Here is a 24,816-nt window from a genome sequence, read left to right as displayed (position 1 = left end):
GCACCCCACACACATGTCGGTGTCTTGTTCGTGGGACCAAAGACGTTCCCCCGGTTCCGGGTGGGCGATACTGGGTTCGAACCAGTGACCTCTTCGGTGTGAACGAAGCGCTCTCCCACTGAGCTAATCGCCCGGGCACAGGAAGAACATTACCGCATGTCAGGGGGTGCCCGGGACCAGGGCCCGGCGGGCACCCGGCCCGCTCCCTTCGCGCTCAGCGGCGGTGGACGGCCCAGGGCGGCACCAGGCCGAACCTCCAGACGTACACCCCGGCCAGCACGGCGACGATCACCAGGCCGGCCACGGTGAGCGCGATGTTGCGGCGGCGCACCTCGGGGTCGAGGGCCCGCTGGGCCGCCTCGGTGACCTTGCGCTTGGTCCAGCGCAGCACGAGCTGGGCCCAGACGAACTCGGTGGCCCAGATCGCCATGCCGCCGAAGATCACCACCCAGCCCGGGCCGGGCAGCGGGAGCATGATGATCCCGGCGATCACGACCAGGAGTCCGGCGAGGAAGATCCCCGCCTGCCAGCCCAGGTGCAGCACGCGGCGTGACCGCACGAACGCGGGAGCCCGCGAGCCCAGCCTCCGCCGGTCCCGCGCCCCGGCGCCGTCCGCCTCGGCCTTCGCTCGCTCCGGCACCTCAGCCGGGGGCTCCGGTCCGTCACTCCCCGTATTCATACAGGGCCACCGTACCGGACGAGAAACCGGTCACCACAATGGGCGTACCGTACGAACACAACCTCGGCCGGAAGAGTTACGTAAAGCCAAGCAAAACACTCAGAGGGGTTTACAACACCACCGTAGGTGGCATGTCGATTTCGCCGACGTGCGAATCCCCGAGCGCACACTGAGCGAAAGGCCCTGGCGCTTATGAACACCACGGTCAGCTGCGAGCTGCACCTGCGCCTCGTTGTATCGAGCGAGTCCTCACTGCCTGTCCCCGCAGGCCTGCGGTACGACACGGCCGATCCTTACGCCGTGCACGCCACCTTCCACACCGGAGCCGAGGAGACCGTCGAGTGGGTGTTCGCCCGCGACCTCCTCGCCGAGGGGCTTCACCGACCCACGGGTACCGGAGACGTCCGTGTCTGGCCTTCGCGCAGCCACGGCCAGGGCGTCGTGTGCATCGCCCTGAGCTCTCCGGAGGGCGAAGCCCTGCTCGAGGCCCCGGCGCGGGCCCTGGAGTCCTTCCTGAAGCGAACGGACGCGGCCGTGCCCCCCGGCACGGAACACCGGCACTTCGATCTGGATCAGGAGCTGTCGCACATCCTCGCGGAGAGTTAGAGGGAGGCCCGTCGATCCCCATCAAGCTGCCCGTTGCCGTCCACTCGGGGAGACGGCTCGGGCCAGGACAACCGCATACGCGCGTATACCGGCACCGGTCTCCCGCGGGGGCTGGTGCCGGTGTGCGTACGTGGCCGTAGCGGCGGCGCCGTGAGCTGCTCGGGGGCGCGTGGAGCCACTACCATCGGCCTGCATCGGCGGGCGTGTGCCCGATCCCCAGGCCAGGGAGCGAAACGTGCTGATCACCCACGACACCCGGTGCGCGCTGGACACCGTGGTGGATCTGGTGAACACCGCACCGGAGGACGACGCGGCACCGGACGGGCTGGCGGACATCGCGGCGCTCGAGGATTTCGTGCGCAACCACAAGATGAGCGACGTGGGTGTGCTGTCGGAGTTCGACCTCTCCGCGGTGCGCAGGATCCGGGGCCGGTTCGCGGGGATCTTCGCGGCCCCGGACTGCCGGACGGCGGCAGGCATGATCAACGAGCTGGTGGCCGCCGCGGGCACCACGCCGCGGCTGACGGACCACGACGGCTACGACTGGCACGTCCACTACTTCGCGCCCGGCGCCTCCGTGACCGACCACCTGGCCGCCGACTGCGGGATGGCGCTCGCGTTCTTCGTGGTGGCCGGGGAGCGGGAGCGGCTGCGGCGCTGCGAGGCTCCCGACTGCCGGCGTGCCTTCGTCGATCTGTCCCGCAACCGCTCGCGGCGATACTGCGACAGCCGTACGTGCGGCAACCGTCTGCATGTGGCCGCCTACCGGGCGCGCCGCAAGGAGGCGGCCGGCTGAGCGGTCCGCCGAGCAAAGGGCCGGGGGACGGAGCCTGCCGGAGGGTGGTGTCCCGACGTCGCCCGGTGCCGAGTCGGTGGTGGTCGTGGTCCCCGGCGGGTGACGCCGAGGACCACGGGTACGGCTCACAGCAACAGCAGGTCGTGCAACGAAGCCATGAGCAGCAGACACCCGATCACCGCAAGGAAGATCATCAGCGGCGGCTGGGAAAGGGCGAAGAGACATCCGCGCGGCTCGTCCTGCTTCGGCGCGGACTCGCTCTGTGTCGTGTCCACCATCTCGGGGCGATGATGACGCAGCCGCCATGCGGGACGCGATCAACACACCAGGAATGCGCGGGAGTCAGCCGGATTCCGTGATCTTCGGTCCGCTTCGGCACGGACCTTGATCACTTACGGGCGCACCCGTGATCACCACCCGTGATCACCGTCATATGCCGTGCTTCTTCAGGATCGCCTCGATGTCGCTGAAGTCGTCCTCGCTCCGGGACCCGGCCGGCTTCGCGGCGGGTCGGCCGGAGGTGCGGGCGGCCGGTCCCAGGGACGGTGCCGACGCCGCCGGCGCCACCGCTGCGCTCTCCGCCGCCCGGGCCGTCTCCTTGCGCTCCTTGCGGGTGCCGCCGCGGCGGCGCTCCACCCCGCGGGTGGTCGCGAAGAGCAGCCAGGCCGCGCCGAGCAGGCCGAACCCCGCCCAGGCGGTCGGGCTGAAGGCGGTGTCGGCCAGCCAGCCGACGATGCCGGTCATCGCCAGGCCGACCGGGACCAGGGAGTAGGCGGCGATACGGGCCGCGGCGAGGAAACGCCGCCGGTAGGCCGTGACGGCGGCGATGCCCAGGCCGGCCGCGGACACGGCGGAACATACGGTCTCGGCGATCATCCGGTCCTCCAGGCGGGCTCACCGGTCGGGTGGTTCATCCCTTCCATCCTGCACCGCCCACCGCCGCCAGGGCCATGTTCCGGCCGGACTTCAGGGAGATCTCCGGGTCGTCTCCTCCGCAGGTCCCGGTGGGGCGTACGACGTGTGATCCCGGTTGGGCCGCCCGCGACGGGCCTGGGAGACTGTCCGCATGAGCGACTCCTCCCCCGCGCACACCCCCGTCCCGGTCCTCGACGTCTGGTGCGAGCTCCAGTGCCCCGACTGCCGTACCGCGCTCGACGACCTACGTGCGCTGCGCGCCCGGTACGGCGACCGGCTGGAGCTGCGGCTGCGGCACTTCCCGCTGGAGAAGCACCAGCACTCCTTCGCCGCCGCGCAGGCCGCGGAGGAGGCCGCCGAGCAGGGGCAGGGGTGGCCGTACGTGGAGGCGGTACTGGACCGGGTCGAGCGGCTGGGCCGCGAGGGCGAGCCCGTCCTGATCGAGGTGGCCCGTGAACTGGGCCTGGACGCCGAGGAGTTCGACACCGCGCTGATCGACGGCCGGCACATCCTGATCGTCGACGCCGACCACGCCGAGGGCAAGGCGATCGGCGTGACCGGCACGCCGACGTACGTGGTCGGGGGCGAGCGCCTGGACGGCGGCAAGAGCCAGGAGGGGCTGCGCGAGCGCGTCGAGGAGATCGTGGACCGGCTGCTGGCCGAGGCCGGGCAGGGGGACTGACCCCGGCCCGCCCGTCTCCCGGGTTCTCATGGGGCGCCGAAGCGGTTCCTCAGAGCAGTTCCTTGTAGACGCCACGCAGCACGGGCCGGTAGCCCAGGGACTCGTACAGCCGCTCGGCCGGGGTGTTGCCGGCGAAGACGTTGAGGCCCAGGACGCCCCTGCCCGCGCTCCGTGCCTGCGCCTCGGCCAGCAGCATCAGGGAGCGGCCGTGGCCCCGGCCGCGGAAGCGCTCGTCGGCCTCGACGTCGTAGACGTAGGCCCTGTCCTCGGTGATCGCCACCCACAGGGTGCCGACCGGGGTGCCCTCGTGCTCCAGGACGCTGAGCAGCATGCCCGGCGTGTCCAGGCCCTGGGGCAGCAGCCGGGCGTGGTCCTCCTCCGACTTGGCCCAGGCCTCGTCGGCGGGCACCCCGCGGTCGATCCAGCTCTGCGCGTAGGCGGCCTTGCCGTGTTCGAACCACGGCGCGTACTCGGCCCGCGTCATGGGCCTGCCCCGGGTGCCGGCGGGCAGTTCGGGCGCGCCGGCGCCCAGCTGCTTCTCCATGCCGCGGTTGCGTTCGACGTAGCCGAGCGCCGTGACCAGCCGGACCGCGGCCTCGGCGGCGGGCACGGTGGCCTCGATCCGCTTGCAGCCCCAGCCGCGCGCCACCTCCTCGGCGGCGAGCGCGGCCACCGTGCCGCGGCCCCGGCGGCGGTCCGGTTCGTCGATGTGCAGGTCGAGGAGCCTGGCGACGGAGGGCCCGAAGACGGGGTGCGTGGCGAGGTGTATCCCGCCGACCGGGCGGCTGTTCACGCACACCTGATAGCGGCGTGAACGGGTTCCGTCGGCGTTCTGCTGAAGCGGCTCGGTCGGCCGCAGGGTCGTGGTCATCAACGATGTTCTACCCGCTGCGACGCGGTGCGGCAGCCGATATATCCCGCCTCCGCGTTCGGATCGGCCCGCGAGCCCGGCCTGATCCGGGCGGGCGGCCTCAGGGGTCCAGACGGTGGTGCGAGCGTTCGTCGAAGATCCGCACGGCCTTGGCGGTCACCGGGCCCGGGGCGTCCGGCAGTTCGCGGTCGTCGACGCGGTGGACGGCCTGGACGTCGCGCAGGGTGGAGGTGAGGAAGACCTCCTCCGCCCGTCTCAGGACGTCCAGCGGCAGCCGGGTCTCCTTCGCGCCCGTCCACTCGAGCACGAGGGCGCGCGTGATCCCGGCGAGGCAGCCTGAGGCGAGCGGCGGGGTGTGGATCTCCCCGTCGAGCACCACGAAGACGTTGGAGCCGGTGCCCTCGCAGAGCTGTCCCACGGTGTTGCCGAACAGGGCCTCGGTGGCGCCGTGTTGGCGGGCGCGGGCGAGGGCGACGACGTTCTCCGCGTACGAGGTGGTCTTCAGGCCGGTGAGCGCGCCGCGTTCGTTGCGGGTCCAGGGCACCGTGACGACGGCGGTGGAGTCGGGGCGGCGGGTGGTCCCGCCGAGGGCGACCAGCAGCGTCGGGCCCTGGTCCCCGCGGTCGGAGCCGAGGGGGCCCCGGCCTCCGGTGTAGGTGATGCGCAGCCGGCCCAGCGGCGTCGGGTTGGCCTCGAGCACGGCGGCACAGGCGCGACGCACCTCGTCGTGGTCGGGCTCGGGCAGGCCGAGGCCGCGGGCGGACCGGGTGAGCCGGTCCAGGTGGCGGGTGAGCGCGAACGGCTTGCCGTCGACCGCCTTGACCGTCTCGAAGATGCCGTCACCCACGGTCAGCCCGTGGTCGAACGCGGAGACACGGGCGGACTCGATGTCCCGCAGCGCGCCGTCGAGCCAAAGCTTCACTGGTCCCTACCTCACAAGTCCCTGCCGGGTGCGTCGTGTCGGCCGGGGGTCCCGGCGTCGTCCCCCGGGCAGGCACGGCACCCTTGCAGTCCCTCTCCACTTTCCTCGTACGTTCCTGACGCTACCGCGAGCAGCCGGGCCGCCTTCAGCTCGGTCTCCCGCCACTCCCCCTCGGGGTCGGAGTCCCAGGTGATGCCGGCGCCTGCGCCGAAGCGCAGGACGGGCGTGTCGGCGGCGCGGTCGATCCAGAAGGTGCGTATGCCGACGGCCAGCTCGCCCACCCCGCGGTCGGCGTCGACCCAGCCGATGCCGCCGCAGTAGGGGCCGCGGGGCGCGGTCTCCAGGGCGTCGATGACCCGCACGGCGCTCGACTTGGGGGCGCCGGTGATCGAACCGGCCGGGAAGGCGGCGTCGAGCAGCTCCGGCCAGCCCGCTCCGGCGCGCAGCTCGCCGCGGACCGTGGAGACGAGGTGGACCAGTCCGGGGTGCTTCTCGACGGCGCACAGGTCGGGGACGGTGACGGTGCCGGTGGCGCACACGCGCCCGATGTCGTTGCGGACCAGGTCCACGATCATCACGTTCTCGGCGTAGTCCTTCGCCAGGAGTTCCGCCTCGGTGCGGGCGGTGCCCTTGATCGGGCCGGACTCGACCGTCCGGCCGTCGCGGCGCAGGAACAGCTCGGGGGACGCGGTGGCGATCTCCACCCCGTGTCCGGGCAGGCGAATCGTTCCCGCGTACGGCGCCGGGTTGCCGCGGGCCAGGACGGCGGTCAGGGCGTCCACGTCGGCGTCGGGGGCGACCGGCGCGCCGAGGACGCGGCAGAGGTTCACCTGGTAGACCTCGCCGGTCGCGATGTGCTCGCGGATGCGGCGCACGCCCGCCGTGTACGCGGCGTGGTCGAGGGACGAGGTCCAGTCACCGGCCGCCGGACCGCGCCACCGGCCCGGGACGGGGGCGGGTACGGGTTCCTGGCGCACGTCACGGAAACGGGCGCAGGTCAGCCGGCCCTCGTAGTCCGCGGCGACGGCCCAGAAACCGCTGGAGTCCAGGGCCGCGGGATCGCTGGTGACGTCGGTCAGGCCGGTGGCGACGCGGTCGCCGAAACGGGCAAGAGGTGGCAGGTCGAGCACGCCGTCGAGTCTAGGGCGGGCGCCGTCCCGAACCCTCCGGGCGTGTCGTTCCGGGCACCCGACCGGGTCGCCGGGCGGACGCAGCGCAGCACGCTGCGCAAACGCGTTTTTGTACTGGCCCGGGAATCCGCTAGAGTTCAACACGTCGCCGGGCCGCGCAAGCGGAACGAAACGACAGGCGGACGTAGCTCAGTTGGTAGAGCGCAACCTTGCCAAGGTTGAGGTCGCGAGTTCGAGCCTCGTCGTCCGCTCGCAGGAAGAGGGGATCTCCCGGATCCCCTGTACTCCTGGTGGAGTGGCCGAGAGGCGAGGCAACGGCCTGCAAAGCCGTCTACACGGGTTCAAATCCCGTCTCCACCTCCAAGGACGATTAGCTCAGCGGGAGAGCGCTTCCCTGACACGGAAGAGGTCACTGGTTCAATCCCAGTATCGTCCACTGGATCTGCCGAAGATCCTTACCCGCGCGATTAGCTCAGCGGGAGAGCGCTTCCCTGACACGGAAGAGGTCACTGGTTCAATCCCAGTATCGCGCACCGGGTCGTGATTTCTGTCCGTGATCACGATCTCGAGGACGATTAGCTCAGCGGGAGAGCGCTTCCCTGACACGGAAGAGGTCACTGGTTCAATCCCAGTATCGTCCACACACCCGGAATCCCCCGGCCGTCGCGTACGGCCGGGGGATTCGTCGTTCCGGACGATTACGCGTGGGCGGCACAGGACAATGCCGGCGCAGCTCCCCAGCTGCGCCGGCATCCTGCCGTCCGCCGCACCCCCGTCCCCACGGGGTTTCATGGATGCGATGTCCCCGCCCGGACCGCTCTTCCGGGCCTGGGGCCGCCGTTCAGCGCCCCAGCATCACACCCACGGACGACGCCTGTGTGGCCACTGTGTTCCAGCCGTCGAAGACCAGCAGGAGCAGGGCCGCCAGGGGAAGGGCCATCAGCGTCGCCACCAGGGGGTGGCGGCGGCCCGTGCGGCGGGGGCGTGCGAGGCGCGCCTGGGTGCGGAGCATCGTCCGCGGTACCGTCAGGGCCATGGTCCCTCTCCTGACCGTCTCGGTTGTGGTGGGCAGCGGCGAGTGCTTGACCTCGGGGGACGAGTGCCGCACCCGCCGCTTGACCTCAAATCTAGGTGCACGGCGCATCCGGGGCGTCATGCCCTCGTACCGATTGGGGGGCCTCCCGGAGGATGAGCCGTCCGCCGGGGACTACTCCCCTGGGTGGAGACATGACTCCGGGCCTCGGGGTCTTCCCGGAGGGGACGCCGCGGCACCGCCGGCCTCACCGGCCCACCGGATGAGCGGCACCCGCTTTGCGTGACTTCGCTCACCTCGGCCGCGCCTCGGAGCGGGTCCTGCTCCCCCCGCCGGCGGGCCCCGTCGGCCCCCGGTCCCCGCCGCCGCCCACCACCGGTCCAACCCCCTTCACCCGCAGGACGGTTGGGATCATGAAACGCCTCAAGCCGGGCTCGTCCAAGGCGCGTTGACCGCCTGTCAAATCCGGTGTCCCACGCGGACAATCGATCGGGTCGAGAGGGCGCGGCCTCTGCGCGCGAGCGGTCCCGGATACGTAAGCTGTGGCTCGTCACAGGGACCGGGCAGCGGGGATGAACATGGCGATGATGCGCCTGAGGCGCGAGGACCCGCGCGTCGTCGGATCGTTCAGGCTTCACCGACGGCTCGGCGCGGGCGGGATGGGCGTGGTCTACCTGGGCTCCGACCGGAAGGGTCAGCGTGTGGCGCTGAAGGTCATCCGGCCGGATCTGGCGGAGGACCAGGAGTTCCGCTCGCGGTTCGCGCGCGAGGTCTCGGCGGCGCGGCGGATCCGGGGCGGGTGCACGGCGCGGCTGGTGGCCGCTGACCTGGAGGCGGACCGGCCGTGGTTCGCCACGCAGTACGTGCCCGGGCCCTCCCTGCACGACAAGGTGGCCGATGAGGGCGCCCTGTCCGCGGCGGAGACGGCGGGGATCGGGGCCGCGTTGTCCGAGGGGCTGGTCGCCGTGCACGAGGCCGGTGTGGTGCACCGGGACCTCAAGCCCTCCAACATCCTGCTGTCCCCCAAAGGACCGCGGATCATCGACTTCGGCATCGCGTGGGCGACCGGCGCCTCCACGCTCACCCACGTCGGCACCGCGGTCGGCTCTCCGGGCTTCCTCGCCCCGGAGCAGGTGCGCGGCGCGGCGGTCACCCCGGCCACCGACGTGTTCTCGCTGGGGGCCACCCTGGCCTACGCGTCGACGGGCGACTCACCGTTCGGGCACGGCAGTTCCGAGGTGATGCTGTACCGCGTGGTGCACGAGGAGCCGCATCTGCACGGCGTACCGGACGCGCTCGCCCCGCTGGTCCGGGCATGTCTGGCGAAGGACCCCGAGGAACGGCCCAGCACGCTCCAGTTGTCGCTGCGGCTGAAGGAGATCGCCGCGCGCGAGGCGCAGGACCTGGGCGACGCGCGGACGCCCGCGCCGCGCGCCGCGGAGGCGGACCGGTCGACCGGCCCCCTGGTCGACAGCCACCCGGGACGGCAGCGCGCCGGTCACACCGAGCAGGCGCGGGGCCGGCGGCGCCCGCCGGGCTCCTCCCCGGGCACTCCCGCACCGCGGGGCTCCGTCCCTCCGTCGCGGGGCGGCACGTCGTCCCGCGCGGGCGGCGCGTCCCGGGGCGGCGCTCCCTCCCGTACGGGCGGTCCCCGCCCGACGCCGGCGTCGCGGGGCGGTTCGCGCTCGGGCAGCGGCAGCCGTCCGGTGCGGCGCGACGGCGCCGGGCGGACGGGGCCGCGCGGCACGTCGGGCGGCCTGCGGCCCGCCAATCCGAGGCTGCTGCGGCAGCGTCTGATCGTGTTCGTGGTGGTGACGCTGCTGGTCGCGCTCGGCATCGCGGCGGCGCAGGGCTGCCAGGGGCCCGCGCGGGGGCTGGGCGGCGAGAGCCTAAGCGGCCCGGAGCAGCGGCACGCGGCCGCCCTGGCGGAGGTACCCCCGCCAGGGCGGCAGTAGGTCCGGCGGTGGCCGCCGGCGACGATCTCGGCCCGCGGACGCATCCCACGGCTCGCCGGACGGCGGGCCCCACGGGCTCATCCGGACGGGGTCCATGGCCCGTCGGGCAGGGCGTACGGCTGAGGGCGGCCCGACGCCACCGCGTCAACGCAACCCAGCCACGGCCGCTGTAGAGGCCGACAAGACCGGCCGGCGGCCGCGACGACCTCCGACGCCGACCGAGCGGCCCCACAGCTCGCCGAGCCCCACGGCCCCTCAGGCACGACCTACGCCCGAGGACGGCCCGGTACCAGCGTCGAGACCCACGGCCCGGCGGGCACGGCCTACGGTTGAGGGCGGTCCGCGGTCACCGCGTAGAAGGCGACCGCGGCCGCGGCGCCCACGTTCAGTGAGTCGACTCCGTGCGACATGGGGATGCGGACCCACTCGTCGGCGGCCTTCAGGGCCCGGGTGGACAGGCCGGAGCCCTCGGCGCCGAGCATCAGGGCGACCCGGTCCATGCGGTGCGGCGCGGCCTCGTCCAGGGTCTTGGCCCGGTCGTCGGGAGTGAGGGCGAGCAGCGTGAAACCGGCCTCGTGGACCGACGCCAGGCCGCCGGGCCAGGTGTCGAGGCGGGCGTACGGCACGGAGAAGACCGCGCCCATGGAGACCTTCACGCTGCGGCGGTAGAGCGGGTCGGCGCAGTCCGGGGAGAGCAGGACCGCGTCCATGCCGAGGGCGGCGGCGGAGCGGAAGATCGCGCCGATGTTGGTGTGGTCGTTGACGGACTCCATGACCGCGACCCGGCGGGCCGTCCGCAGCAGCTCGGTCGCGTCGGGCAGCGGCTTGCGCTGCATGGAGGCGAGGGCGCCGCGGTGGACGTGGTAGCCGGTGACCCGTTCGGCGAGTTCGGGGCTCACCACGTGGACGGGTGCGGTGAGTTCGTCGATGACGTCGCGCAGGGCGTCGACCCACTTCGCGGACAGCAGCATCGAGCGCATCTCGTACCCGGCGTCCCTGGCCCGGCGGATGACCTTCTCGCCCTCGGCGATGAACAGGCCCTCGGCGGGTTCGCGCCGGCGGCGCAGCTCCACGTCGGTCAGGTCCGTGTAGTCGCGCAGACGCGGGTCGTCGGGGTCCTCGACGGTGATGAGTTCGGCCACGGGTGGTACTGCCTCGTCCTGGTGCTCGTGCGGGCGGCTCGGGTCGGCGGGGGTCACTGTTCGGTGCGCGGGCCCACCACGACGACCTCGCCGATGACGATGACGGCCGGGGGCCTGACGTCCTGCGCGCGTACGGTCTCGGCGACCGTCGCGAGGGTCGCGTCCACCCGGCGCTGGGCGGCCGTCGTGCCCTCCTGGACCAGGGCGACCGGGGTGTCGGGGGACTTTCCGTGGGCCACGAGCGTCTCGGCGATCCTGCCGATCTTGTCGACGCCCATCAGGACGACGAGCGTGCCGGTGAGCCGGGCCAGGGAAGGCCAGTCGACGAGGGAGCGCTCGTCGTCGGGCGCCACGTGCCCGCTGACCACGGTGAACTCGTGGGCGACCCCGCGGTGGGTGACCGGGATGCCGGCCGCGCCCGGGACCGAGATCGAGCTGGAGATGCCGGGGACGACCGTGCAGGGGACCCCGGCCTCGGCGAGCGCCCGGACCTCCTCCATGCCCCGTCCGAAGACGTACGGGTCGCCGCCCTTGAGCCGGACCACCGACTTGCCCTGCCTGGCGTGCTCGACGAGGGCCTGGTTGATCGCCTCCTGGGCCATGAAGCGGCCGTACGGGATCTTCGCCGCGTCGATCACCTCGACGTGCGGCGGGAGTTCGGCGAGCAGGTCGCGCGGGCCGAGCCGGTCGGCTATGACGACGTCGGCCTCGGCGAGCAGCCGGCGGCCGCGGACCGTGATCAGGTCGGGGTCGCCGGGGCCGCCGCCGACCAGGGCGACGCCGGGGGTGCGGGTGCGGTGGTGCGGGGCGACCAGCGTGCCGTCGCGCAGGCCTTCCACGACCGCGTCGCGGATGGCCGCGGTGTGCCGGGGGTCGCGGCCGCGCGCGCTCGTGGTGAGCACGGCGACCGTGACGCCCTCGCTGTGGCCGGTGGCCGGGGTCCAGGCGGTCGCGGCGTCGGCGTCGTCGGAGCGAACGCACCACACGCGCAGGCGCTCCGCCTCGGCCGAGGCGCGCGTGTTGGCGTCGTGGTCGCTGGTGGCGATCAGGGCGTACCAGGCGTCGGCGAGGTCGCCGTCCTCGTAGGGCCGCTGCTTCCAGGTGATCTCGCCCGCGTCCGCCATCGCCTCCACGGAGGGGGTCGCCGCGGGTGACACGAGGACGATGTCCGCGCCCGCCGCGACGAGTGCCGGGAGGCGGCGCTGGGCGACCTGCCCGCCGCCGAGGACGACCACACGGCGGCCGGTCAGGCGGAGGCCTACGGGGTAGGCGGGGTGTTCGGCCATGGGGCGAGCTCCTCTTGCGGCGGCGGTGCGATAGCCCTGACGTGCGGATTTTACGCGGTCGGGGCGTGCGGCGGCCTGGACGTCCGGTGGCTGGGCGGCCCGGCCGTCCCGTGCTGGGCGGTCTGGACGGGTGCGGGTCGTGGCACCGGTGCGGCACGTGGTGGACGGACCGTGGGTCGCATCCGTCCACCACTGCGGCCGACGGCCGGGGAATCGTGGATTCCGGGCGGCTACTTCTCCGTGACCCCCGCCGAGTCGAACGTGGCCACCTCGTGCATCGCCCGGGCCGTGCTCTGCACCAGCGGCAGGGCGAGCAGCGCGCCCGTGCCCTCGCCGAGGCGCAGGTCGAGGTCGACCAGGGGGCGCAGGCCGAGCTTGTTGAGGGCCGCCACATGGCCCGGTTCCGCGCTGCGGTGGCCGGCGATGCAGGCCGCCAGCACCTCGGGGGCGATGGCGCGGGCGACCAGGGCGGCGGCGCCGGCGCTGACGCCGTCCAGGATCACCGGCGTGCGCAGGGAGGCTCCGCCCAGCAGCAGGCCGACCATCGCCGCGTGCTCGAACCCGCCGATCGCGGCGAGCACGCCGATGGGGTCGGCCGGGTCCGGCTGGTGCAGTTCCAGGGCGCGGCGGACCACGTCGGTCTTGCGGGCCAGGGTCTCGTCGTTGATGCCCGTGCCCCGGCCGGTGACCTCGGCGGGGTCGACGCCGGTGAAGACGGAGATGAGGGCGGCGGACGCCGTGGTGTTGGCGATGCCCATCTCACCGGTGAGCAGTGCCTTGTTCCCGGCCGCCACCAGGTCGCGGGCGGTCTCGATGCCGACCTCGATGGCCTGTTTGGCCTCCTCGCGGGTCATCGCCGGACCGGTGGTCATGTCGGAGGTGCCCGCGCGGACCTTGCGGGGCAGCAGACCCGGCGTGGCCGGGAGGTCGGCCGCGACGCCCACGTCGACGACGCAGACCTCGGCGCCCACCTGTGCGGCGAAGGCGTTGCACACCGCTCCTCCGCCGAGGAAGTTGGCCACCATCTGGGCGGTGACCTCCTGCGGCCAGGGGGTGACGCCCTGGGCGTGCACCCCGTGGTCGCCGGCGAAGACCGCGACGGCCGCGGGCTCGGGGATCGGCGGCGGGCACTGGCGGGACAGGCCGCACAGCTGCGCGGAGATGATCTCCAGCATGCCGAGCGCGCCGGCCGGCTTGGTCATCCGCTTCTGCCGCTCCCAGGCCTCGCCGAGCGCCTTGGCGTCCAGCGGGCGGATCTGCGCGACGGTCTCGCCCAGCAGGTCGTGCGGGTCCTCGCCCGGCAGGGCGCGCCGGCCGTACGTCTCCTCGTGCACGACCCAGGACAGCGGGCGGCGCTTGGACCAGCCGGCCTGCATCAGCTCGGGCTCGTCCGGGAACTCGTCGACGTAGCCCACGCACAGGTAGGCGACGATCTCCAGGTGCTCGGGCAGGCCGAGGACGCGCACCATCTCGCGCTCGTCGAAGAAGCTCACCCAGCCGACACCGAGGCCTTCCGCGCGGGCGGCGAGCCAGAGGTTCTCGACCGCGAGCGCGGAGGAGTACGGCGCCATCTGCGGCTGGGTGTGGCGGCCCAGGGTGTGCCGGCCGCCGCGGGTGGGGTCGGCGGTGACGACGATGTTCACCGGGGTGTCGAGGATGGCCTCGATCTTCAGTTCCTTGAACTGCTTGGCCCGGCCCTTGGGCAGCGACTTGGCGTACGCGTCGCGCTGACGCATGGCCAGTTCGTGCATCGCCTGCCGGGTCTCGGCGGAGCGGATGACGACGAAGTCCCAGGGCTGCGAGTGGCCCACGGAGGGTGCCGTGTGAGCGGCCTCCAGGACGCGCAGCAGTACCTCGTGCGGGATGGGGTCGGCGCGGAAGCCGTTGCGGATGTCGCGGCGCTCGCGCATCACCTTGAGCACGGCCTCGCGCTCCGCCTCGTCGTAGCCGGGCGCGGCGGGGCCGGCGGGCCGCGGTGCCTGCGCCTGTGCGGCCGTGGTCTCCTCCCGGGTCTCTTCCGGGTCGGCGCCGTGGGTGTCCAGGTCGTCCGCGTGCTGGACGGCGTCGGGCGCGGGCTCCTCGGCCGACGCGGCGGGCGCGTCGCCGTCGCGGGGTGCGGGAACCGTGGCGGCGGGGTCCTCCGGAGCGAGTTGGTCCGCCGGGACGACGATGGGGTGCGGCGGGGTGGGGGCCAGGTGCGGGGTGGTGGGCACCGAGCCCTCGACCGGCACGAACTCTCCGAGGGTCTGGCCGGGCTGCGGCTGGAGGGGGACGCCGGGGCGGAGGGGCGCGCCGTGGGTGTGCTCGTCCGGCGCCGGGTCCGCGGGCGGCGTCGCCGCGTCCGGCCGGGCGGGCTGGGCGCCGGCCGTTCCGGGGGCCCCGGGGGCGGCGTCGGCGGGCTGGGGGGTGTTCGGGTCCTGGACGGCGGGGTCCGCGAGGTGAGCGGCGGCCGGTTCGGTGGCGGTGCCGGCCGCGTCCTGCGGGGCGGGCTCCGCGGCGATGGGCGCCTCCGGGACCGGCTGTTCCGTGACCGGGGCGGGCGTCGCTGTGGCCTCGGTGGGAGCCGCCGGCGCGGGCGCGGCTTCGGAAGCGTCGGCGGTCTGCAGCTGAGGCCGCGTCGCCTCGGCCGGTTGACCTGCCGTCAGGGGAGTCTCGGCGGTGTCGCCGGGCCGGGCCGTGTGGACGGCCCCCGGGACCTGTGTGACGTCGGCCTGGGCGGCCTGCTCGGCGGCCCCTTCCAGGGTCTGGCCCGCCTCGGGGGTGCGCGCGGCGGCGGGCACGGGCACGGCCTGCACGCCCTCCGGGCCGGTGCCGGTCGCGTGCGCCGTCTCGGCGGCGGCCACGGTGTCGGCGGGAACGCCCGCCCGCGCGGCCTCCGCGGGCTCACCGGCCTGCGCGGCCTCGGCGGCACCTTCGGGGACGTCGCCGGACTCGGGCACCTGCATGCCGTCCGTCACCTGCGCGCTGTCCGGACCGTGCGCACCGCCCGGAGCGTGCGCGGGCTTCGCGGCTCCGCGGGGCGCGGCCACGGACGGCGGCACGGGAGCACCGGGAACGGCCCCGGCACCCACCGGCAGCGGACCGCCCTCGGGCACCTGCCCGCCATCCGGCACGTCGGCACCGGAAGCAACACCGGCACCCTCCGGCTGGGGCCCGTCCTCGGGCACCTGCCCGCCTTCCGGCACCTGGCCAGCACCCGGGACACCCTCTGCGACGGCACCCTCGAGCTGAGGCCCGGGCTCAACCCCGGCCTCCGACACGGCCGCACCGGGAACCACCCCGGCACCCACCGACAGCGGACCACCCTCGGGCACCTGCCCACCCTGCCCGCCATCCGGCAGGGCAGCACCGAGAGCAACACCGGTGGCATCCGACCGCGGACCGCCCTCGGCGACACCACCGGGCTCAACCCCAGCCATCGGAACGGCGGTACCGGCGCCCTCCGTCGTCCGGCCGCCGGTCACCGTCGGGTCGGCCAGGGGACCCTGACCGGCCGTGGGCAGGTGGCTCGCGTCCGGGCCCTGCGGGGCGACGGCGGCCTGGGCCGCGCCGACCGGTTGCGGGGCCGGGTCCGGGACAACCGTTTCCGCGGTCCCCGCCCCGGCGCCCGTCTCGGGGGTCGCCACGGTGGGCCGGGCGCCCCAGGGCGCGGCGCCCTGCGGGGCCATCTCGCGCAGTTGCGGGACGTCGAGGTACTCGGGGCCGGTCGTGGGCGGTCCGGGCCGGCGGACCGGGGCGTCCGCGGGGCCGCGGTCGGCCAGGGAACGGACCGGGCTCGCGGAGGCGTCGGGGATCGGCGGACCGAGGTGCAGCGGCCGACGCGGTGGCACCGCCACGGGGATCCCGGCCGGCGGCGTGGCCGCCTGGTCGCGGTGCCGCACACCGCCGAGGTCGACGGAGCCGGTGTCGCGGCCGGCCGTCTCGTGCGGGCCCGGTTGGTGGACGGCCTCGAGGACCGGCTCCGGGGCGGGCGGGGCCACCTCGTTGCCCCACGCTCCGTGGGAGCCCGGCAGCAGCAGGTCTTCGTCCTGGGCGGGAGACTCGGAGAGGTAGGCGTACGCACCGTGCGCGGAGACGCCCGGCTGCTCCACCATGCCTGCGCTCTCCGGCAGTCCCTCGCCCGGGACCTGGCCGGTGTCGGTCATGCGTACCCCTCGCCCATCGGTTTAGTGCTCCTACGACCTGCTCACCCGGAACGGCGCACCGACCGCCCCCAGTGAAGAACGAGCGTCCGCGCCGTGCGGCACGAACAACCCGCCCGGAAAAGGCGACAAAGCCATTGAGTGGCATTCTCGCGGTCGTCCGGCCACCGCGACAGCGTGATCCGCGACGGCCCGCTGTGGACTGCGCCACGTTGCGCGTTCTCCGGGTCTGCCGTACCACACCCGCCCTGAATCGGGTGGGTTTTCCGGACATTGACGAACGAACTTCCGGACCACCCGGTGCGGTGCAACAATCGGCCAGCCTACCGCGAGCGGTACGACAACCCGATCACGGGGCGCGCTCGGGCAGCACGGCACTGAGCAGGAACACGACGCTGCGCTCCGTCTCCGTCCAGGCGCGCGTGTCGAGCGCGACGGACTGGAGCAGGGCGCACTCGACCCGGTATCCGTGCTCGGTGAGGTCGCGGCCGACGAGTTCGGCCTCGTCCCGGGTCGCGGCATGGGCGACGATCCGCTGCGGACGCCGGTCGGCGACCGCGGAGACCACGGCCACTCCCCCGCCGCCGACGCGGACGACGTCCGGTTCGGACAGGTTCTCCAGAATGTGCGGGGCGGTGCCGTGCACCACCTGCGTCCGGACGCCGAAGCGCTGCGCGGCCGACTCGGTGCGGGCGCAGGCCCGTGCGTCCCGGTCGACGGCGATGACGGCGGCGCCGCCGAGCGCGGCCTCGGTGGCGAAGGCGCCGCTGCCGCAGCCGATGTCCCACACGAGGTCGCCGACGCGCGGTCCGAGGCGGGCGAGTTGGGCGGCCCGGAGCAGCTCCGTCTCCCCCTCGCCGAGCCCGCCGCCGTAGACCTCGGCGGGCTGGGTCCAGCCGCGCGGCCCCTGGCCGGGGTCGTGCCCGGCGATCCACTCGCCGCCCTCGCCGCCGCTCCGGCCGCCGATGACGATGACGACGTTGGGGTCGCGCCAGGTGTGGTCGGCGGCCTTGTCGGAGGTGACGACGGTGACCTGCTCGCGCTCGGTGCCGAGTTCCTCGCAGATGACAAAGGTGCGGTGGACGCCGTCCAGGAGCAGGCCGAGTTCGGCGGGTCCGGCACCGGGAGCGGTGAGCACGGCGACCTTGGCGTGGGCGCGGCACACGTTCACCGCGCGGCGCAGGCTGCGCTTGTGCGCGACGACCACCTGGGCGTCGTCCCAGGGCATCCCGGCGCGGGCGAAGGCGGCGGCCACGGAGGAGACGGCGGGGACGACCTCGACCTCCAGGCCGAACTCCGGTGCGCGCAGGGCCCGTACGACTCCGAAGAAGCCCGGGTCGCCGTCGGCGCACACGACCGCGGTGCCGCGGTGGGCGGCGATGCGGCGGGCGGCGAGGGGGACACTGCCGAGTCGGATGCGTTCGGCGGTGCGCGGTACCTCGGGCAGCGCCAGGTGGTGGGCCGCGCCGGCCACGAGGGTGGCGGCGCCCAGGGCGCCGCGCGCCGCGTCGGTCAGCGGCGAACCGTCCCAGCCGATCACCGTGACCCGGTCGGCCATCGTCGTCAGTCTCCAGGATTGCGCAGGTCGTGGGGGTGCGGACGCCCGAGAGCGTGTTCCGCGAGCGTACCCGGTGGAGCTGTCCGGTGCGCGGCGGGGCGGGGCGGGTGCGCCCGCGGGTCGCGGCGGCTCAGTTCCATTCCGGGAAGGACGTGTAGCCGCCGGACCCGGCGAGCTGTTCGCCCGCGCCCTCCAGGTCCTCCGGCAGCAGGCTCCACACGATGAAGTCGGTGCGCAGATCGGTCCACGTGCCGTCCTCGGTGCGGACGTGGGCTATGCAGGCGTTGCGCAGCACGCCCTCGCTGATGCAGCCGATCTTCTGGGCGACCTGCTGGGAGGCGGTGTTGTCGGCGGCCGTGCGCAGCTCGATGCGTTCGAACTTCTGGTCGCCGAAGAGCCATTGCGCGGTGGCGAGCGCGGCCTCGGCGGCGTAGCCCTCCCCGCGCGCCCAGGGTGCGACGATGTAGGACAGTTCGGCGGACCGCACGTGCCAGTCGGCCTTGGTCAGCTGGACGATGCCGACCAGCCGCTGGGTGAGGAACTCGGCGACGGCGAGGTCCAGACCCCGGCCGGCGGCGCGTTCGGCGGGGGCGTACTCGTCGACCCAGGTCCGGGCCCCGTCCTCGGTGAAGGGCTGGGGGACGTCGGTCCAGGCCGCGACCTGCTCGTCGTTCATCATCTCGGCCAGCGCGGGTACGTCGTCCTCCTCGAGGGGACGCAGCACCAACCGCTCCGTGCTGATGGAGATGTTGGGGAAGGTGCTGTTCATGCGCCGCTCCGTAACCGTCGGAAGAACCTTCAGGGCCCTGCTGAACTGCCCAGCATGCAGCATGAAAGCACTGAACCGCACCACGGGGTCCTCCCCCACTGCCGGAACGGCGTGGGGGTGCCCTCACCCGGTGAGGGCGCGGACCCCGTGCGTCGTGCGGGTGCCGGTCGTGCGGATCAGAACGCCGGGACGACCGCGCCGTTGTACTTGTCCTCGATGAACTTCTTCACCTCGGGCGAGGTGAGCAGCTCGGCCAGCTTCTTCACCCGCGGGTCGTTCTCGTTGCCCTTCTTCACGACGAGGATGTTGGCGTACGGGTTGCCCTGCGCGGCCTCGGCGGCGATGGCGTCCTTGGCCGGGCTGAGCTTGGCCTCCAGCGCGTAGTTGCCGTTGATCACCGCGGCGTCGACGTCACCGAGGGAGCGCGGCAGCTGGGCCGCCTCCAGCTCCTTGAACTGGATGTTCTTCGGGTTGGAGGTGACGTCCTTGGGGGTCGCGTCGTATCCGGCGCCGGCCTTCAGCTTGATGAGGCCGTTCGCCTCCAGCAGCTTCAGCGCGCGGGCCTCGTTGGTGGTGTCGTTGGGCACCGCGACGGTGGCGCCCTTCTTCAGGTCGGCCAGCTTCTTGACGCTCTTCGAGTACACGCCGAGCGGCTCCAGGTGCACCGCGCCGCCCGGCACCGGCACCAGGTCGGTGCCGTTCTTCTTGTTGAAGTCGTCGAGGTACGGCTTGTGCTGGAAGTAGTTGGCGTCGAGCTGGCCCTGCTGGACGGCCGTGTCCGGGGTCACGTAGTCGGTGAACTCCTTGACCTCCAGCTTCAGGCCGGCCTTCTTCGCCAGGTGGTCCTTCACGTAGGTGAGGATCTCGCCCTGCGGGTTGGGGGTGGCGCCGACCGTCAGCGCGGCGTCGGCGTCGGCCTTGGCGGAGCCGGACTCCGAGCCGCAGGCGGTGAGCCCGAGGGTGAGGGCTCCGGCGGCGAGGACAGCAGCGGCGATCTTGGTGGTGTTACGCACGAAAAGTGCCTTTCCTTGGGTGGTGCGACCCCTTGAACGGGGAGTCTGGGGAGGAGGGGCTTCAGGCGGCCTTGCCGGCGCCGGCGGTCGCGGGCTCGCCGGCCTTCAGCAGCCGCAGCTTCGGCGCCGGGCCGGAGCGGCCGGAGCGGCGGTCCAGTGTGCGGGCCGCGAAGTCGCCGGCGAGCTGGATGGCCGAGATGACCACGGCGAGGATCGCGACAGTGATCCACATCAGCTGGGTCTCGAAGCGCTGGTAGCCGTAGCGGATGGCGATGTCGCCGAGCCCCCCGGCGCCGACCGTGCCGGCCATCGCCGAGTAGCCGATGAGCGTGACGACCGTGGTCGTGGTGCCGGCGATCAGCGAGGGCAGGGACTCGGGTACGAGGACCTTGCGTACGACGGTCCAGGTGTTGCCGCCCATCGCCTGGACGGCTTCGACCAGCCCGCCGTCCACTTCGCGGACGGAGGTCTCGACGAGCCGGGCGAAGAAGGGGATGGCGCCGATGGCCAGCGGCACGATGGCGGCCTCGCGCCCGATGGTCGTACCGGTGACGAAGCGGGTGAAGCCCATCAGGGCCACCATCAGGATGATGAACGGCATCGAGCGGGTGATGTTCACGACCTGCCCGATGACCTTGTTGGCGACGACGTTCTGCAGCAGGCCGCCCCGGTCGGTGAGGACCAGCAGGACGCCGAGGGGCAGTCCGCCGACGACGGCGACGAGCGTGGACCAGCCGACCATGTAGAGGGTGTCCCAACTGGCCTGGGACAGCAGCGGTTGCATCGTCGAGAAATCAGTCCAGGTCACTTGGCACCTTCCTTCACCAGCACCGGCTGCCCGGCCGGGTCGTGGTCGACGACGTCGATCTGCAGGCCCTGTTCGCGCAGGAAGCCGATGGGCACCACGTTGTCCTCGTAGCGGCCGGGGAGTTCGATGCGCATCCGGCCGACCTGGAGGCCGCCGACCGTGTCGATGGCGGCGCCGAGGATCGAGATGTCGATGTTGTACGTGCGGGACAGCTGCGAGATGACGGGCTGGGTGGCGCTCTCGCCGTGGAAGGTGACGTCGAGGACGGTCCGGTCGTCGCCGGAGGCCTCCCCGCCGACCGGGAAGAGCGCGGCGGCCAGCTCGGAGCCCGGGGTGGCGAGGAGTTCGCTCACCGTGCCGGACTCGACGATGCGGCCGTTCTCCATGAGCGCCGCCGAGTCGCAGACGGACTTCACGACGTCCATCTCGTGCGTGATGAGCAGGACCGTCAGGCCGAGCTGCCGGTTCAGGTCGCGCAGCAGCTGGAGGACGGAGCGGGTGGTCTCCGGGTCGAGGGCGCTTGTGGCCTCGTCGGACAGCAGCACCTTGGGGTCGCCGGCGAGGGCGCGGGCGATGCCGACGCGCTGCTTCTGGCCGCCGGAGAGCTGGGCGGGGTAGGCCCGGGCCTTGTCGGCGAGACCGACGAGGTCGAGCAGTTCGAGCGCCCTGCGGGAACGTTCCTTCCCTGAGGTGCCGAGGATCTCCAGCGGCAGTTCGACGTTGTCCTGGACGGTGCGCGAGGACAGCAGGTTGAAGTGCTGGAAGACCATGCCGATCCGGCTGCGCGCCCGTCGCAGCTCCTTGCCCGCCCGGTGGCCGCGGCCGGCCAGGGCGGTGAGGTCCTGTCCGGCGACGGTGACCGTGCCGGAGGTGGGGCGCTCCAGCAGGTTGACGCAGCGGATGAGCGAGGACTTGCCGGCGCCGGACTGGCCGATGACGCCGTACACCTCGCCCTCGCGGACGTGCAGGTCGACGCCGTCGAGCGCGGTGATCTCGCGGCCGCGCGAACTGTAGACCTTGGTGAGGCCCGATGTGGTGATCACGTGGGTTTCCGTCACTGTCGAGTGCGCGGCGCGTCGTGGACGCCGGGCACGGCATTCATGGTCGGGGGGCGCCAGAACGCGGCACAGCTCTCGCAGGGGTGCTCAGACCGGGAGAAACGTGTGCGCGGGGGGCGTGGCTCGGCCGCGGGCGCCGGGCGGACCGGACGCGGGTGCGGACGTGCGCGGGCTCTCGCTTCGGGGCGCGAGGCTCAGCTGGTGCAGGGGCCCTCTAGAAGGCGCACATTCGACGTACAGGACACATACAACGAGCACCGGGCGGGACAGTCGCCTCGGTCGCAGGGGTGCGGTCGCTCGTCGTGGTCATGCGGTCAGTAAACCAGAGACACAGGGACCGGAGGCCCTCGCTGTCCACATGCCGGACACGCATGGACAGCTGGAAATGCGGCACGGACCTGGGGTTTCGCGCCTGTGACCAGTGCGGACAAGGCCCTCGGGCGTCGGTCCGCGCGGTCGAGGCGGGTCCGGGGACCGGCGGACTGTGGCCAACGCCACGGCGCCGCACCCGGGGAAGCGGTACCGGCGCCGGGTCCGCGGGGCCGGGCCGGGCGCGGCGGGAGGTAACCCCCGTAATAAGGTCGGCGGCATGCTTGATGCCCTGACGCTGGTGACCGGCGTCGCCGCGCTGCTGCTCGCCGCCTGGTGCGGCTGGGCGGCCTACCGTGACCAGCCCACGAAGGACTGGCACTTCATCGGAATGGCCCTGGTGTCGCTGCTCGCCCTGGTCCAGCTGGTGGTCGGGGTCGTGGCGCTGGCGCGGGGCGAGAAGCCGGCGCAGGGCACGACGATCTTCGTCGCGTATCTGCTGGGTGCCGTCGCGTGCGTCCCGGCGGCCGGGCTGATGTCGCTGACCGAGCGCACCCGCTGGGGTTCGGTGACGGCCGCGGCGGGCGGAGTGGTCCTCGCGGTTCTGGAGGTGCGGCTCTATGACATCTGGGGAAGGTGAGAGGAGCGTCATGGAGGAGAAGCCGGCCGGGGCGCGGCTCATCAGCGGTCCGGGCATCCTGCTGGTCTGGCTGTACGGCGTGATGGTCGTCGGCGCCGTGTCGCGCTCGGTGTACCAGATCGCCACGGAGTTCGACCGGGCGCCGCTCGCGTACTCGCTGTCCGCGGTCGCCGGAGTCGTCTACGGCTTCATCACGTACTCGCTGGTGCGGGGCGGGGAGAAGGCGCGCAGGGTCGCGCTGGCGTGCTGCGTCGCCGAACTGGCGGGCGTGCTGACGGTCGGCACGTGGACGCTCCTGGACCGGTCCGCGTTCCCCGACGCGACCGTGTGGTCGGACTACGGCCGGGGCTACGTCTTCATCCCGGTGCTGCTCCCGCTGTCGGCCATGTACTGGCTGCGCAGGGCGCGGAAGCAGCAGCCGCAAGCGGCCTGATCCGGGTACCGACCGCCCGCGCTACGCGGTCGCCGCGTAGCTGCCGTCCGGCTTCTCCAGGATGATCATCAGTACGCCGTCGGCGCCCTGGGAGGTGCCGACCGCCTGGTAGCCCACGCGCCGGTACAGGCGCAGGTTTCCCTCGCTGCGGTGGCCCGTGTGCAGCCGGAACCTGGTGGCGCCGCGCTCCCCGGCCAGCGCGGCCTCGGCCGCGCGCAGCAGCCGGGCGCCGATGCCGTGCCCCTGGAGGCGCGGGTGGACGCAGAGCTTGCTGATGAGGGCCGCACCGTCCTCGGTCACCCGGCCGCGCACCGAGCCGACCACCTCGTCGCCGAGCCGCGCCACGAAGACGCAGTCCTCGGCGAGTTCGTGACGGATCGAGTCGAGGCTCTCGACGAGCGGGTCGATGCGGTAGTTGCCGTACAGCGCGGCCTCGCTCTGGAAGCACAGGTACTGCAGCCTGAAGATCTGCTCCGCGTCCTGTTCGGCCGCCGCAGAGATGGTCACGCTCATGCCCATGTGCGCATGCCTCCCGCTCACTTGATCGCCGGTGGTCCTTCACTCCTATCCCCGCGCCGCGCGGGCCGCAACCTCTCGTTCGGTCAACTTTTGCGGGCATCCCGGACAACTAGGATGTTCCAGGCTCGTGTTGCCCTGTGAGATACCCAACTCACCCCAAACGCCACGGCCGTCCCGGCGCGGGCTGCCGGGACGGCCGTGGCGCGCCCCGAACGGGGCGGCGGGGTTCAGCGGTTGCGGCGCGGGCCGCTCAGGAAGTCCTCGCGGGCGAGCAGTCCGGCGTCGGCGTTGTCGGTGAAGATCCCGTCGATGCCGGTGGCGAAGTAGGCCTGGAACACGCCGAAGACGTCACCGTAGGCGTCGGCGGCGGTGCCCTTGCGGAACGCGGGCGGCAGGAACGGGTTCTCGTTGCGGACGGTGTAGGGGTGCAGGATCAGGCCCGCGGCGTGCGCGTCCCTCACGAGCGTGCTCGGCTTGGTGAGGTTGCCGTCCGCGTCCTTGGGGATGACCAGGTCGACGGTCGGGCCGATGCCCTGCGCGTAGGAGGCGATCTCCTTCAGGCCCTTGGGCGTGATCAGGTCGGCGACCGTACGCGGATCGCCCGCCTCGACGAAGTCCCAGGGGCGGCTGGGCGCGTCCGACAGCAGCACCACGAGCGGATTGCCGACGAGCCGGTGCAGCCGCTGGACGCTGCTCGGTTCGAAGGACTGGAGGATCACCGGGGAGTCCTTCTTGTCCTTGCCGTACTTGCGCAGCAGCGCGGCGATCCGCTCCTCCAGGCCGAGGCCCAGCTTGCGGAAGTACGTCGGGTGCTTGGTCTCGGGGTAGATCCACACCTGCCGACCACGCTTGCGGGTCTGCTCGTCCTGCCACTTCAGGACCTCTTCGAAGGTGGGGATCTCCCAGCGTCCGTTGTAGAGGGTGTTGTGGGGGCGGTTGGCCGGGATGCGCTCGACCGCGCGCAGCGTCTTCAGCTCGGCGAGGGTGAAGTCCTCGGTGAACCAGCCGGTGGTGGGCACCCCGTCCAGGGTCTTGGTGGTCCTGCGGGCGGCGAACTCGGGGTGGTCGGCGACATCGGTGGTGCCGCCGATCTCCGGCTCGTGCCGGCACACGAGGTGACCGTCCTTCGTCGGCACCACATCACCGGCCTCGACGACATGGGCGCCGAGGTCGAGGGCCAGGTCGTAGGAGCCGAAGGTGTGCTCGGGCCGGTAGCCGCTGGCGCCCCGGTGGCCGACGATCGTCGGCACGGGCAGACTCTTCAGCCCGCCGCCCTTCCGGCCGCCGCCCTGCTGCCCGTCGCCCTGTTGCCCGCCGGCTGTCGCGCCCTGGGCGGCTCTGGCCGCGCCGGGCAGTCCGAGGACCGCTCCGCCCGCGCCCAGCACCGCGGCCCCGAGCACCGCCCTGCGTCCGGTGCCGCGTCCCTGCTCGTCCGACTCCCGCGTACCCATGACCGCCTCCTGGTCTCGTGTCGTCCGTGCGCGCCGATCGTAGGGGGGCGCGGGTGACGGACGGGAGGCCGCGTGGCGAACACCGGCGTGACGCCGGGT

At 73.0% G+C, this 24,816-nt stretch carries 23 protein-coding genes and 6 tRNA genes; 11 read left to right on the top strand and 18 right to left on the bottom strand.

What is annotated here, in order from left to right:
- Positions 1–61: 61 nt before the first annotated feature.
- Together ACTYVM_RS07750 and ACTYVM_RS07745 are read right to left on the bottom strand one after the other, a co-directional pair.
- Positions 62–133: transfer RNA gene (locus ACTYVM_RS07750), tRNA-Val, on the bottom strand.
- An 81-nt stretch (positions 134–214) separates the two neighbouring features.
- Entirely contained in the window at positions 215–679 is a 465-nt protein-coding gene (locus tag ACTYVM_RS07745) for a TIGR02611 family protein (protein ID WP_445525169.1), read from the bottom strand.
- A gap of 192 nt (positions 680–871) precedes the next feature.
- Between ACTYVM_RS07745 and ACTYVM_RS07740 the strand changes: the two genes are divergently transcribed.
- Both ACTYVM_RS07740 and ACTYVM_RS07735 read left to right on the top strand, forming a co-directional pair.
- Complete coding sequence (locus ACTYVM_RS07740; protein WP_004002642.1) at positions 872–1,285, top strand: SsgA family sporulation/cell division regulator; 414 nt, start codon at positions 872–874, stop codon at positions 1,283–1,285.
- A 235-nt stretch (positions 1,286–1,520) separates the two neighbouring features.
- Positions 1,521–2,081: a CGNR zinc finger domain-containing protein gene (locus tag ACTYVM_RS07735; protein ID WP_400031618.1), complete on the top strand. Its 561-nt coding sequence runs from the start codon at positions 1,521–1,523 to the stop codon at positions 2,079–2,081.
- Between the two features lie 125 nt (positions 2,082–2,206).
- Here the strand turns inward: ACTYVM_RS07735 and ACTYVM_RS07730 are convergent, their stop codons facing one another.
- Together ACTYVM_RS07730 and ACTYVM_RS07725 are read right to left on the bottom strand one after the other, a co-directional pair.
- Entirely contained in the window at positions 2,207–2,359 is a 153-nt protein-coding gene (locus ACTYVM_RS07730) for a hypothetical protein (protein WP_172633024.1), read from the bottom strand.
- 151 nt (positions 2,360–2,510) lie between these two features.
- Positions 2,511–2,957, bottom strand: coding sequence for a hypothetical protein (locus ACTYVM_RS07725; RefSeq protein ID WP_445525168.1), 447 nt, complete (start codon positions 2,955–2,957; stop codon positions 2,511–2,513).
- 190 nt (positions 2,958–3,147) lie between these two features.
- On the opposite strand from ACTYVM_RS07725, the gene ACTYVM_RS07720 reads away from it, so the two are divergent.
- Complete coding sequence (locus tag ACTYVM_RS07720) at positions 3,148–3,678, top strand: DsbA family protein (RefSeq protein ID WP_445525167.1); 531 nt, start codon at positions 3,148–3,150, stop codon at positions 3,676–3,678.
- Between the two features lie 49 nt (positions 3,679–3,727).
- Here the strand turns inward: ACTYVM_RS07720 and ACTYVM_RS07715 are convergent, their stop codons facing one another.
- The 3 genes from ACTYVM_RS07715 to ACTYVM_RS07705 form a co-directional block, all read right to left on the bottom strand.
- Positions 3,728–4,549, bottom strand: coding sequence for a GNAT family N-acetyltransferase (locus ACTYVM_RS07715; RefSeq protein ID WP_445525166.1), 822 nt, complete (start codon positions 4,547–4,549; stop codon positions 3,728–3,730).
- A 100-nt stretch (positions 4,550–4,649) separates the two neighbouring features.
- Positions 4,650–5,471 (bottom strand): aminotransferase class IV, encoded by an 822-nt coding sequence (locus tag ACTYVM_RS07710; protein ID WP_445525165.1) that lies wholly within the window; start codon positions 5,469–5,471, stop codon positions 4,650–4,652.
- 11 nt (positions 5,472–5,482) lie between these two features.
- On the bottom strand, positions 5,483–6,601 hold the full coding sequence (locus ACTYVM_RS07705) for a chorismate-binding protein (protein WP_445525164.1): 1,119 nt from the start codon (positions 6,599–6,601) through the stop codon (positions 5,483–5,485).
- Between the two features lie 178 nt (positions 6,602–6,779).
- On the opposite strand from ACTYVM_RS07705, the gene ACTYVM_RS07700 reads away from it, so the two are divergent.
- From ACTYVM_RS07700 to ACTYVM_RS07680, 5 genes are all read left to right on the top strand, one after another.
- Positions 6,780–6,852, top strand: a tRNA-Gly gene (locus ACTYVM_RS07700).
- A gap of 38 nt (positions 6,853–6,890) precedes the next feature.
- A tRNA-Cys gene (locus tag ACTYVM_RS07695) sits at positions 6,891–6,964 on the top strand.
- Position 6,965: 1 nt separating this feature from the next.
- A tRNA-Val gene (locus ACTYVM_RS07690) sits at positions 6,966–7,037 on the top strand.
- Between the two features lie 25 nt (positions 7,038–7,062).
- Positions 7,063–7,134, top strand: a tRNA-Val gene (locus tag ACTYVM_RS07685).
- A 36-nt stretch (positions 7,135–7,170) separates the two neighbouring features.
- Positions 7,171–7,242: transfer RNA gene (locus ACTYVM_RS07680), tRNA-Val, on the top strand.
- A 200-nt stretch (positions 7,243–7,442) separates the two neighbouring features.
- Here ACTYVM_RS07680 and ACTYVM_RS07675 read toward each other — a convergent pair.
- Positions 7,443–7,637, bottom strand: coding sequence for a hypothetical protein (locus ACTYVM_RS07675; RefSeq protein WP_445525163.1), 195 nt, complete (start codon positions 7,635–7,637; stop codon positions 7,443–7,445).
- A gap of 569 nt (positions 7,638–8,206) precedes the next feature.
- On the opposite strand from ACTYVM_RS07675, the gene ACTYVM_RS07670 reads away from it, so the two are divergent.
- Complete coding sequence (locus tag ACTYVM_RS07670) at positions 8,207–9,589, top strand: serine/threonine-protein kinase (RefSeq protein ID WP_445525162.1); 1,383 nt, start codon at positions 8,207–8,209, stop codon at positions 9,587–9,589.
- Positions 9,590–9,912: 323 nt separating this feature from the next.
- Here the strand turns inward: ACTYVM_RS07670 and ACTYVM_RS07665 are convergent, their stop codons facing one another.
- From ACTYVM_RS07665 to ACTYVM_RS07630, 8 genes are all read right to left on the bottom strand, one after another.
- Complete coding sequence (locus ACTYVM_RS07665) at positions 9,913–10,731, bottom strand: TrmH family RNA methyltransferase (RefSeq protein ID WP_445525161.1); 819 nt, start codon at positions 10,729–10,731, stop codon at positions 9,913–9,915.
- A gap of 53 nt (positions 10,732–10,784) precedes the next feature.
- Positions 10,785–12,017: a uroporphyrinogen-III C-methyltransferase gene (gene cobA / locus ACTYVM_RS07660; protein WP_445525160.1), complete on the bottom strand. Its 1,233-nt coding sequence runs from the start codon at positions 12,015–12,017 to the stop codon at positions 10,785–10,787.
- Between the two features lie 230 nt (positions 12,018–12,247).
- Positions 12,248–16,162: a nicotinate-nucleotide--dimethylbenzimidazole phosphoribosyltransferase gene (cobT, locus tag ACTYVM_RS07655; RefSeq protein WP_445525159.1), complete on the bottom strand. Its 3,915-nt coding sequence runs from the start codon at positions 16,160–16,162 to the stop codon at positions 12,248–12,250.
- Between the two features lie 346 nt (positions 16,163–16,508).
- Positions 16,509–17,717 (bottom strand): precorrin-6y C5,15-methyltransferase (decarboxylating) subunit CbiE, encoded by a 1,209-nt coding sequence (cbiE, locus tag ACTYVM_RS07650; RefSeq protein ID WP_445525158.1) that lies wholly within the window; start codon positions 17,715–17,717, stop codon positions 16,509–16,511.
- 130 nt (positions 17,718–17,847) lie between these two features.
- Entirely contained in the window at positions 17,848–18,486 is a 639-nt protein-coding gene (locus ACTYVM_RS07645) for a GNAT family N-acetyltransferase (protein ID WP_445525157.1), read from the bottom strand.
- A gap of 176 nt (positions 18,487–18,662) precedes the next feature.
- Positions 18,663–19,499 carry a MetQ/NlpA family ABC transporter substrate-binding protein gene (locus tag ACTYVM_RS07640; protein WP_445525156.1) on the bottom strand — a complete coding sequence of 279 codons (837 nt, stop codon included), beginning with the start codon at positions 19,497–19,499 and terminating at the stop codon, positions 18,663–18,665.
- Between the two features lie 61 nt (positions 19,500–19,560).
- Complete coding sequence (locus ACTYVM_RS07635) at positions 19,561–20,307, bottom strand: methionine ABC transporter permease (RefSeq protein WP_445525155.1); 747 nt, start codon at positions 20,305–20,307, stop codon at positions 19,561–19,563.
- A complete protein-coding gene (locus tag ACTYVM_RS07630; RefSeq protein ID WP_445525154.1) occupies positions 20,304–21,350 on the bottom strand; it encodes a methionine ABC transporter ATP-binding protein in 1,047 nt (348 codons plus the stop codon). Before ACTYVM_RS07630 ends, ACTYVM_RS07635 begins: the two co-directional genes overlap by 4 nt.
- A 604-nt stretch (positions 21,351–21,954) precedes the next feature.
- Here ACTYVM_RS07630 and ACTYVM_RS07625 point away from each other — a divergent pair.
- Together ACTYVM_RS07625 and ACTYVM_RS07620 are read left to right on the top strand one after the other, a co-directional pair.
- Positions 21,955–22,314 (top strand): hypothetical protein, encoded by a 360-nt coding sequence (locus ACTYVM_RS07625; protein WP_445525153.1) that lies wholly within the window; start codon positions 21,955–21,957, stop codon positions 22,312–22,314.
- Positions 22,295–22,747, top strand: coding sequence for a hypothetical protein (locus ACTYVM_RS07620; protein WP_445525152.1), 453 nt, complete (start codon positions 22,295–22,297; stop codon positions 22,745–22,747). The genes ACTYVM_RS07625 and ACTYVM_RS07620 overlap by 20 nt, the downstream gene beginning before the upstream one ends.
- Before the next feature lie 21 nt (positions 22,748–22,768).
- Here the strand turns inward: ACTYVM_RS07620 and ACTYVM_RS07615 are convergent, their stop codons facing one another.
- Together ACTYVM_RS07615 and ACTYVM_RS07610 are read right to left on the bottom strand one after the other, a co-directional pair.
- Positions 22,769–23,266 carry a GNAT family N-acetyltransferase gene (locus tag ACTYVM_RS07615; RefSeq protein ID WP_445525181.1) on the bottom strand — a complete coding sequence of 166 codons (498 nt, stop codon included), beginning with the start codon at positions 23,264–23,266 and terminating at the stop codon, positions 22,769–22,771.
- Between the two features lie 227 nt (positions 23,267–23,493).
- Positions 23,494–24,717, bottom strand: a complete 1,224-nt coding sequence (locus ACTYVM_RS07610; protein ID WP_445525151.1) for a glycerophosphodiester phosphodiesterase — start codon at positions 24,715–24,717, stop codon at positions 23,494–23,496.
- Positions 24,718–24,816: the final 99 nt, after the last annotated feature.

This window comes from Streptomyces cyslabdanicus (genome assembly GCF_052663305.1).
Note: the sequence above shows the minus strand (reverse complement) of the source record. Positions and strands in the feature narration are given on the sequence as shown.

Bases quoted from the DNA above. Each gene is read 5' to 3' on its own strand.
- ACTYVM_RS07615 (WP_445525181.1), bottom strand. From the start codon at position 23,266: ATGGGCATGAGCGTGACCATCTCTGCGGCGGCCGAACAGGACGCGGAG.
- ACTYVM_RS07720 (WP_445525167.1), top strand. From the start codon at position 3,148: ATGAGCGACTCCTCCCCCGCGCACACCCCCGTCCCGGTCCTCGACGTC.
- ACTYVM_RS07745 (WP_445525169.1), bottom strand. From the start codon at position 679: ATGAATACGGGGAGTGACGGACCGGAGCCCCCGGCTGAGGTGCCGGAG.
- ACTYVM_RS07730 (WP_172633024.1), bottom strand. From the start codon at position 2,359: ATGGTGGACACGACACAGAGCGAGTCCGCGCCGAAGCAGGACGAGCCG.
- ACTYVM_RS07620 (WP_445525152.1), top strand. From the start codon at position 22,295: ATGACATCTGGGGAAGGTGAGAGGAGCGTCATGGAGGAGAAGCCGGCC.
- cobT (WP_445525159.1), bottom strand. From the start codon at position 16,162: ATGACCGACACCGGCCAGGTCCCGGGCGAGGGACTGCCGGAGAGCGCA.
- ACTYVM_RS07715 (WP_445525166.1), bottom strand. From the start codon at position 4,549: ATGACCACGACCCTGCGGCCGACCGAGCCGCTTCAGCAGAACGCCGAC.
- ACTYVM_RS07725 (WP_445525168.1), bottom strand. From the start codon at position 2,957: ATGATCGCCGAGACCGTATGTTCCGCCGTGTCCGCGGCCGGCCTGGGC.
- cbiE (WP_445525158.1), bottom strand. From the start codon at position 17,717: ATGGCCGACCGGGTCACGGTGATCGGCTGGGACGGTTCGCCGCTGACC.
- ACTYVM_RS07625 (WP_445525153.1), top strand. From the start codon at position 21,955: ATGCTTGATGCCCTGACGCTGGTGACCGGCGTCGCCGCGCTGCTGCTC.
- ACTYVM_RS07670 (WP_445525162.1), top strand. From the start codon at position 8,207: ATGAACATGGCGATGATGCGCCTGAGGCGCGAGGACCCGCGCGTCGTC.
- ACTYVM_RS07675 (WP_445525163.1), bottom strand. From the start codon at position 7,637: ATGGCCCTGACGGTACCGCGGACGATGCTCCGCACCCAGGCGCGCCTC.
- ACTYVM_RS07645 (WP_445525157.1), bottom strand. From the start codon at position 18,486: ATGAACAGCACCTTCCCCAACATCTCCATCAGCACGGAGCGGTTGGTG.
- ACTYVM_RS07610 (WP_445525151.1), bottom strand. From the start codon at position 24,717: ATGGGTACGCGGGAGTCGGACGAGCAGGGACGCGGCACCGGACGCAGG.
- cobA (WP_445525160.1), bottom strand. From the start codon at position 12,017: ATGGCCGAACACCCCGCCTACCCCGTAGGCCTCCGCCTGACCGGCCGC.
- ACTYVM_RS07740 (WP_004002642.1), top strand. From the start codon at position 872: ATGAACACCACGGTCAGCTGCGAGCTGCACCTGCGCCTCGTTGTATCG.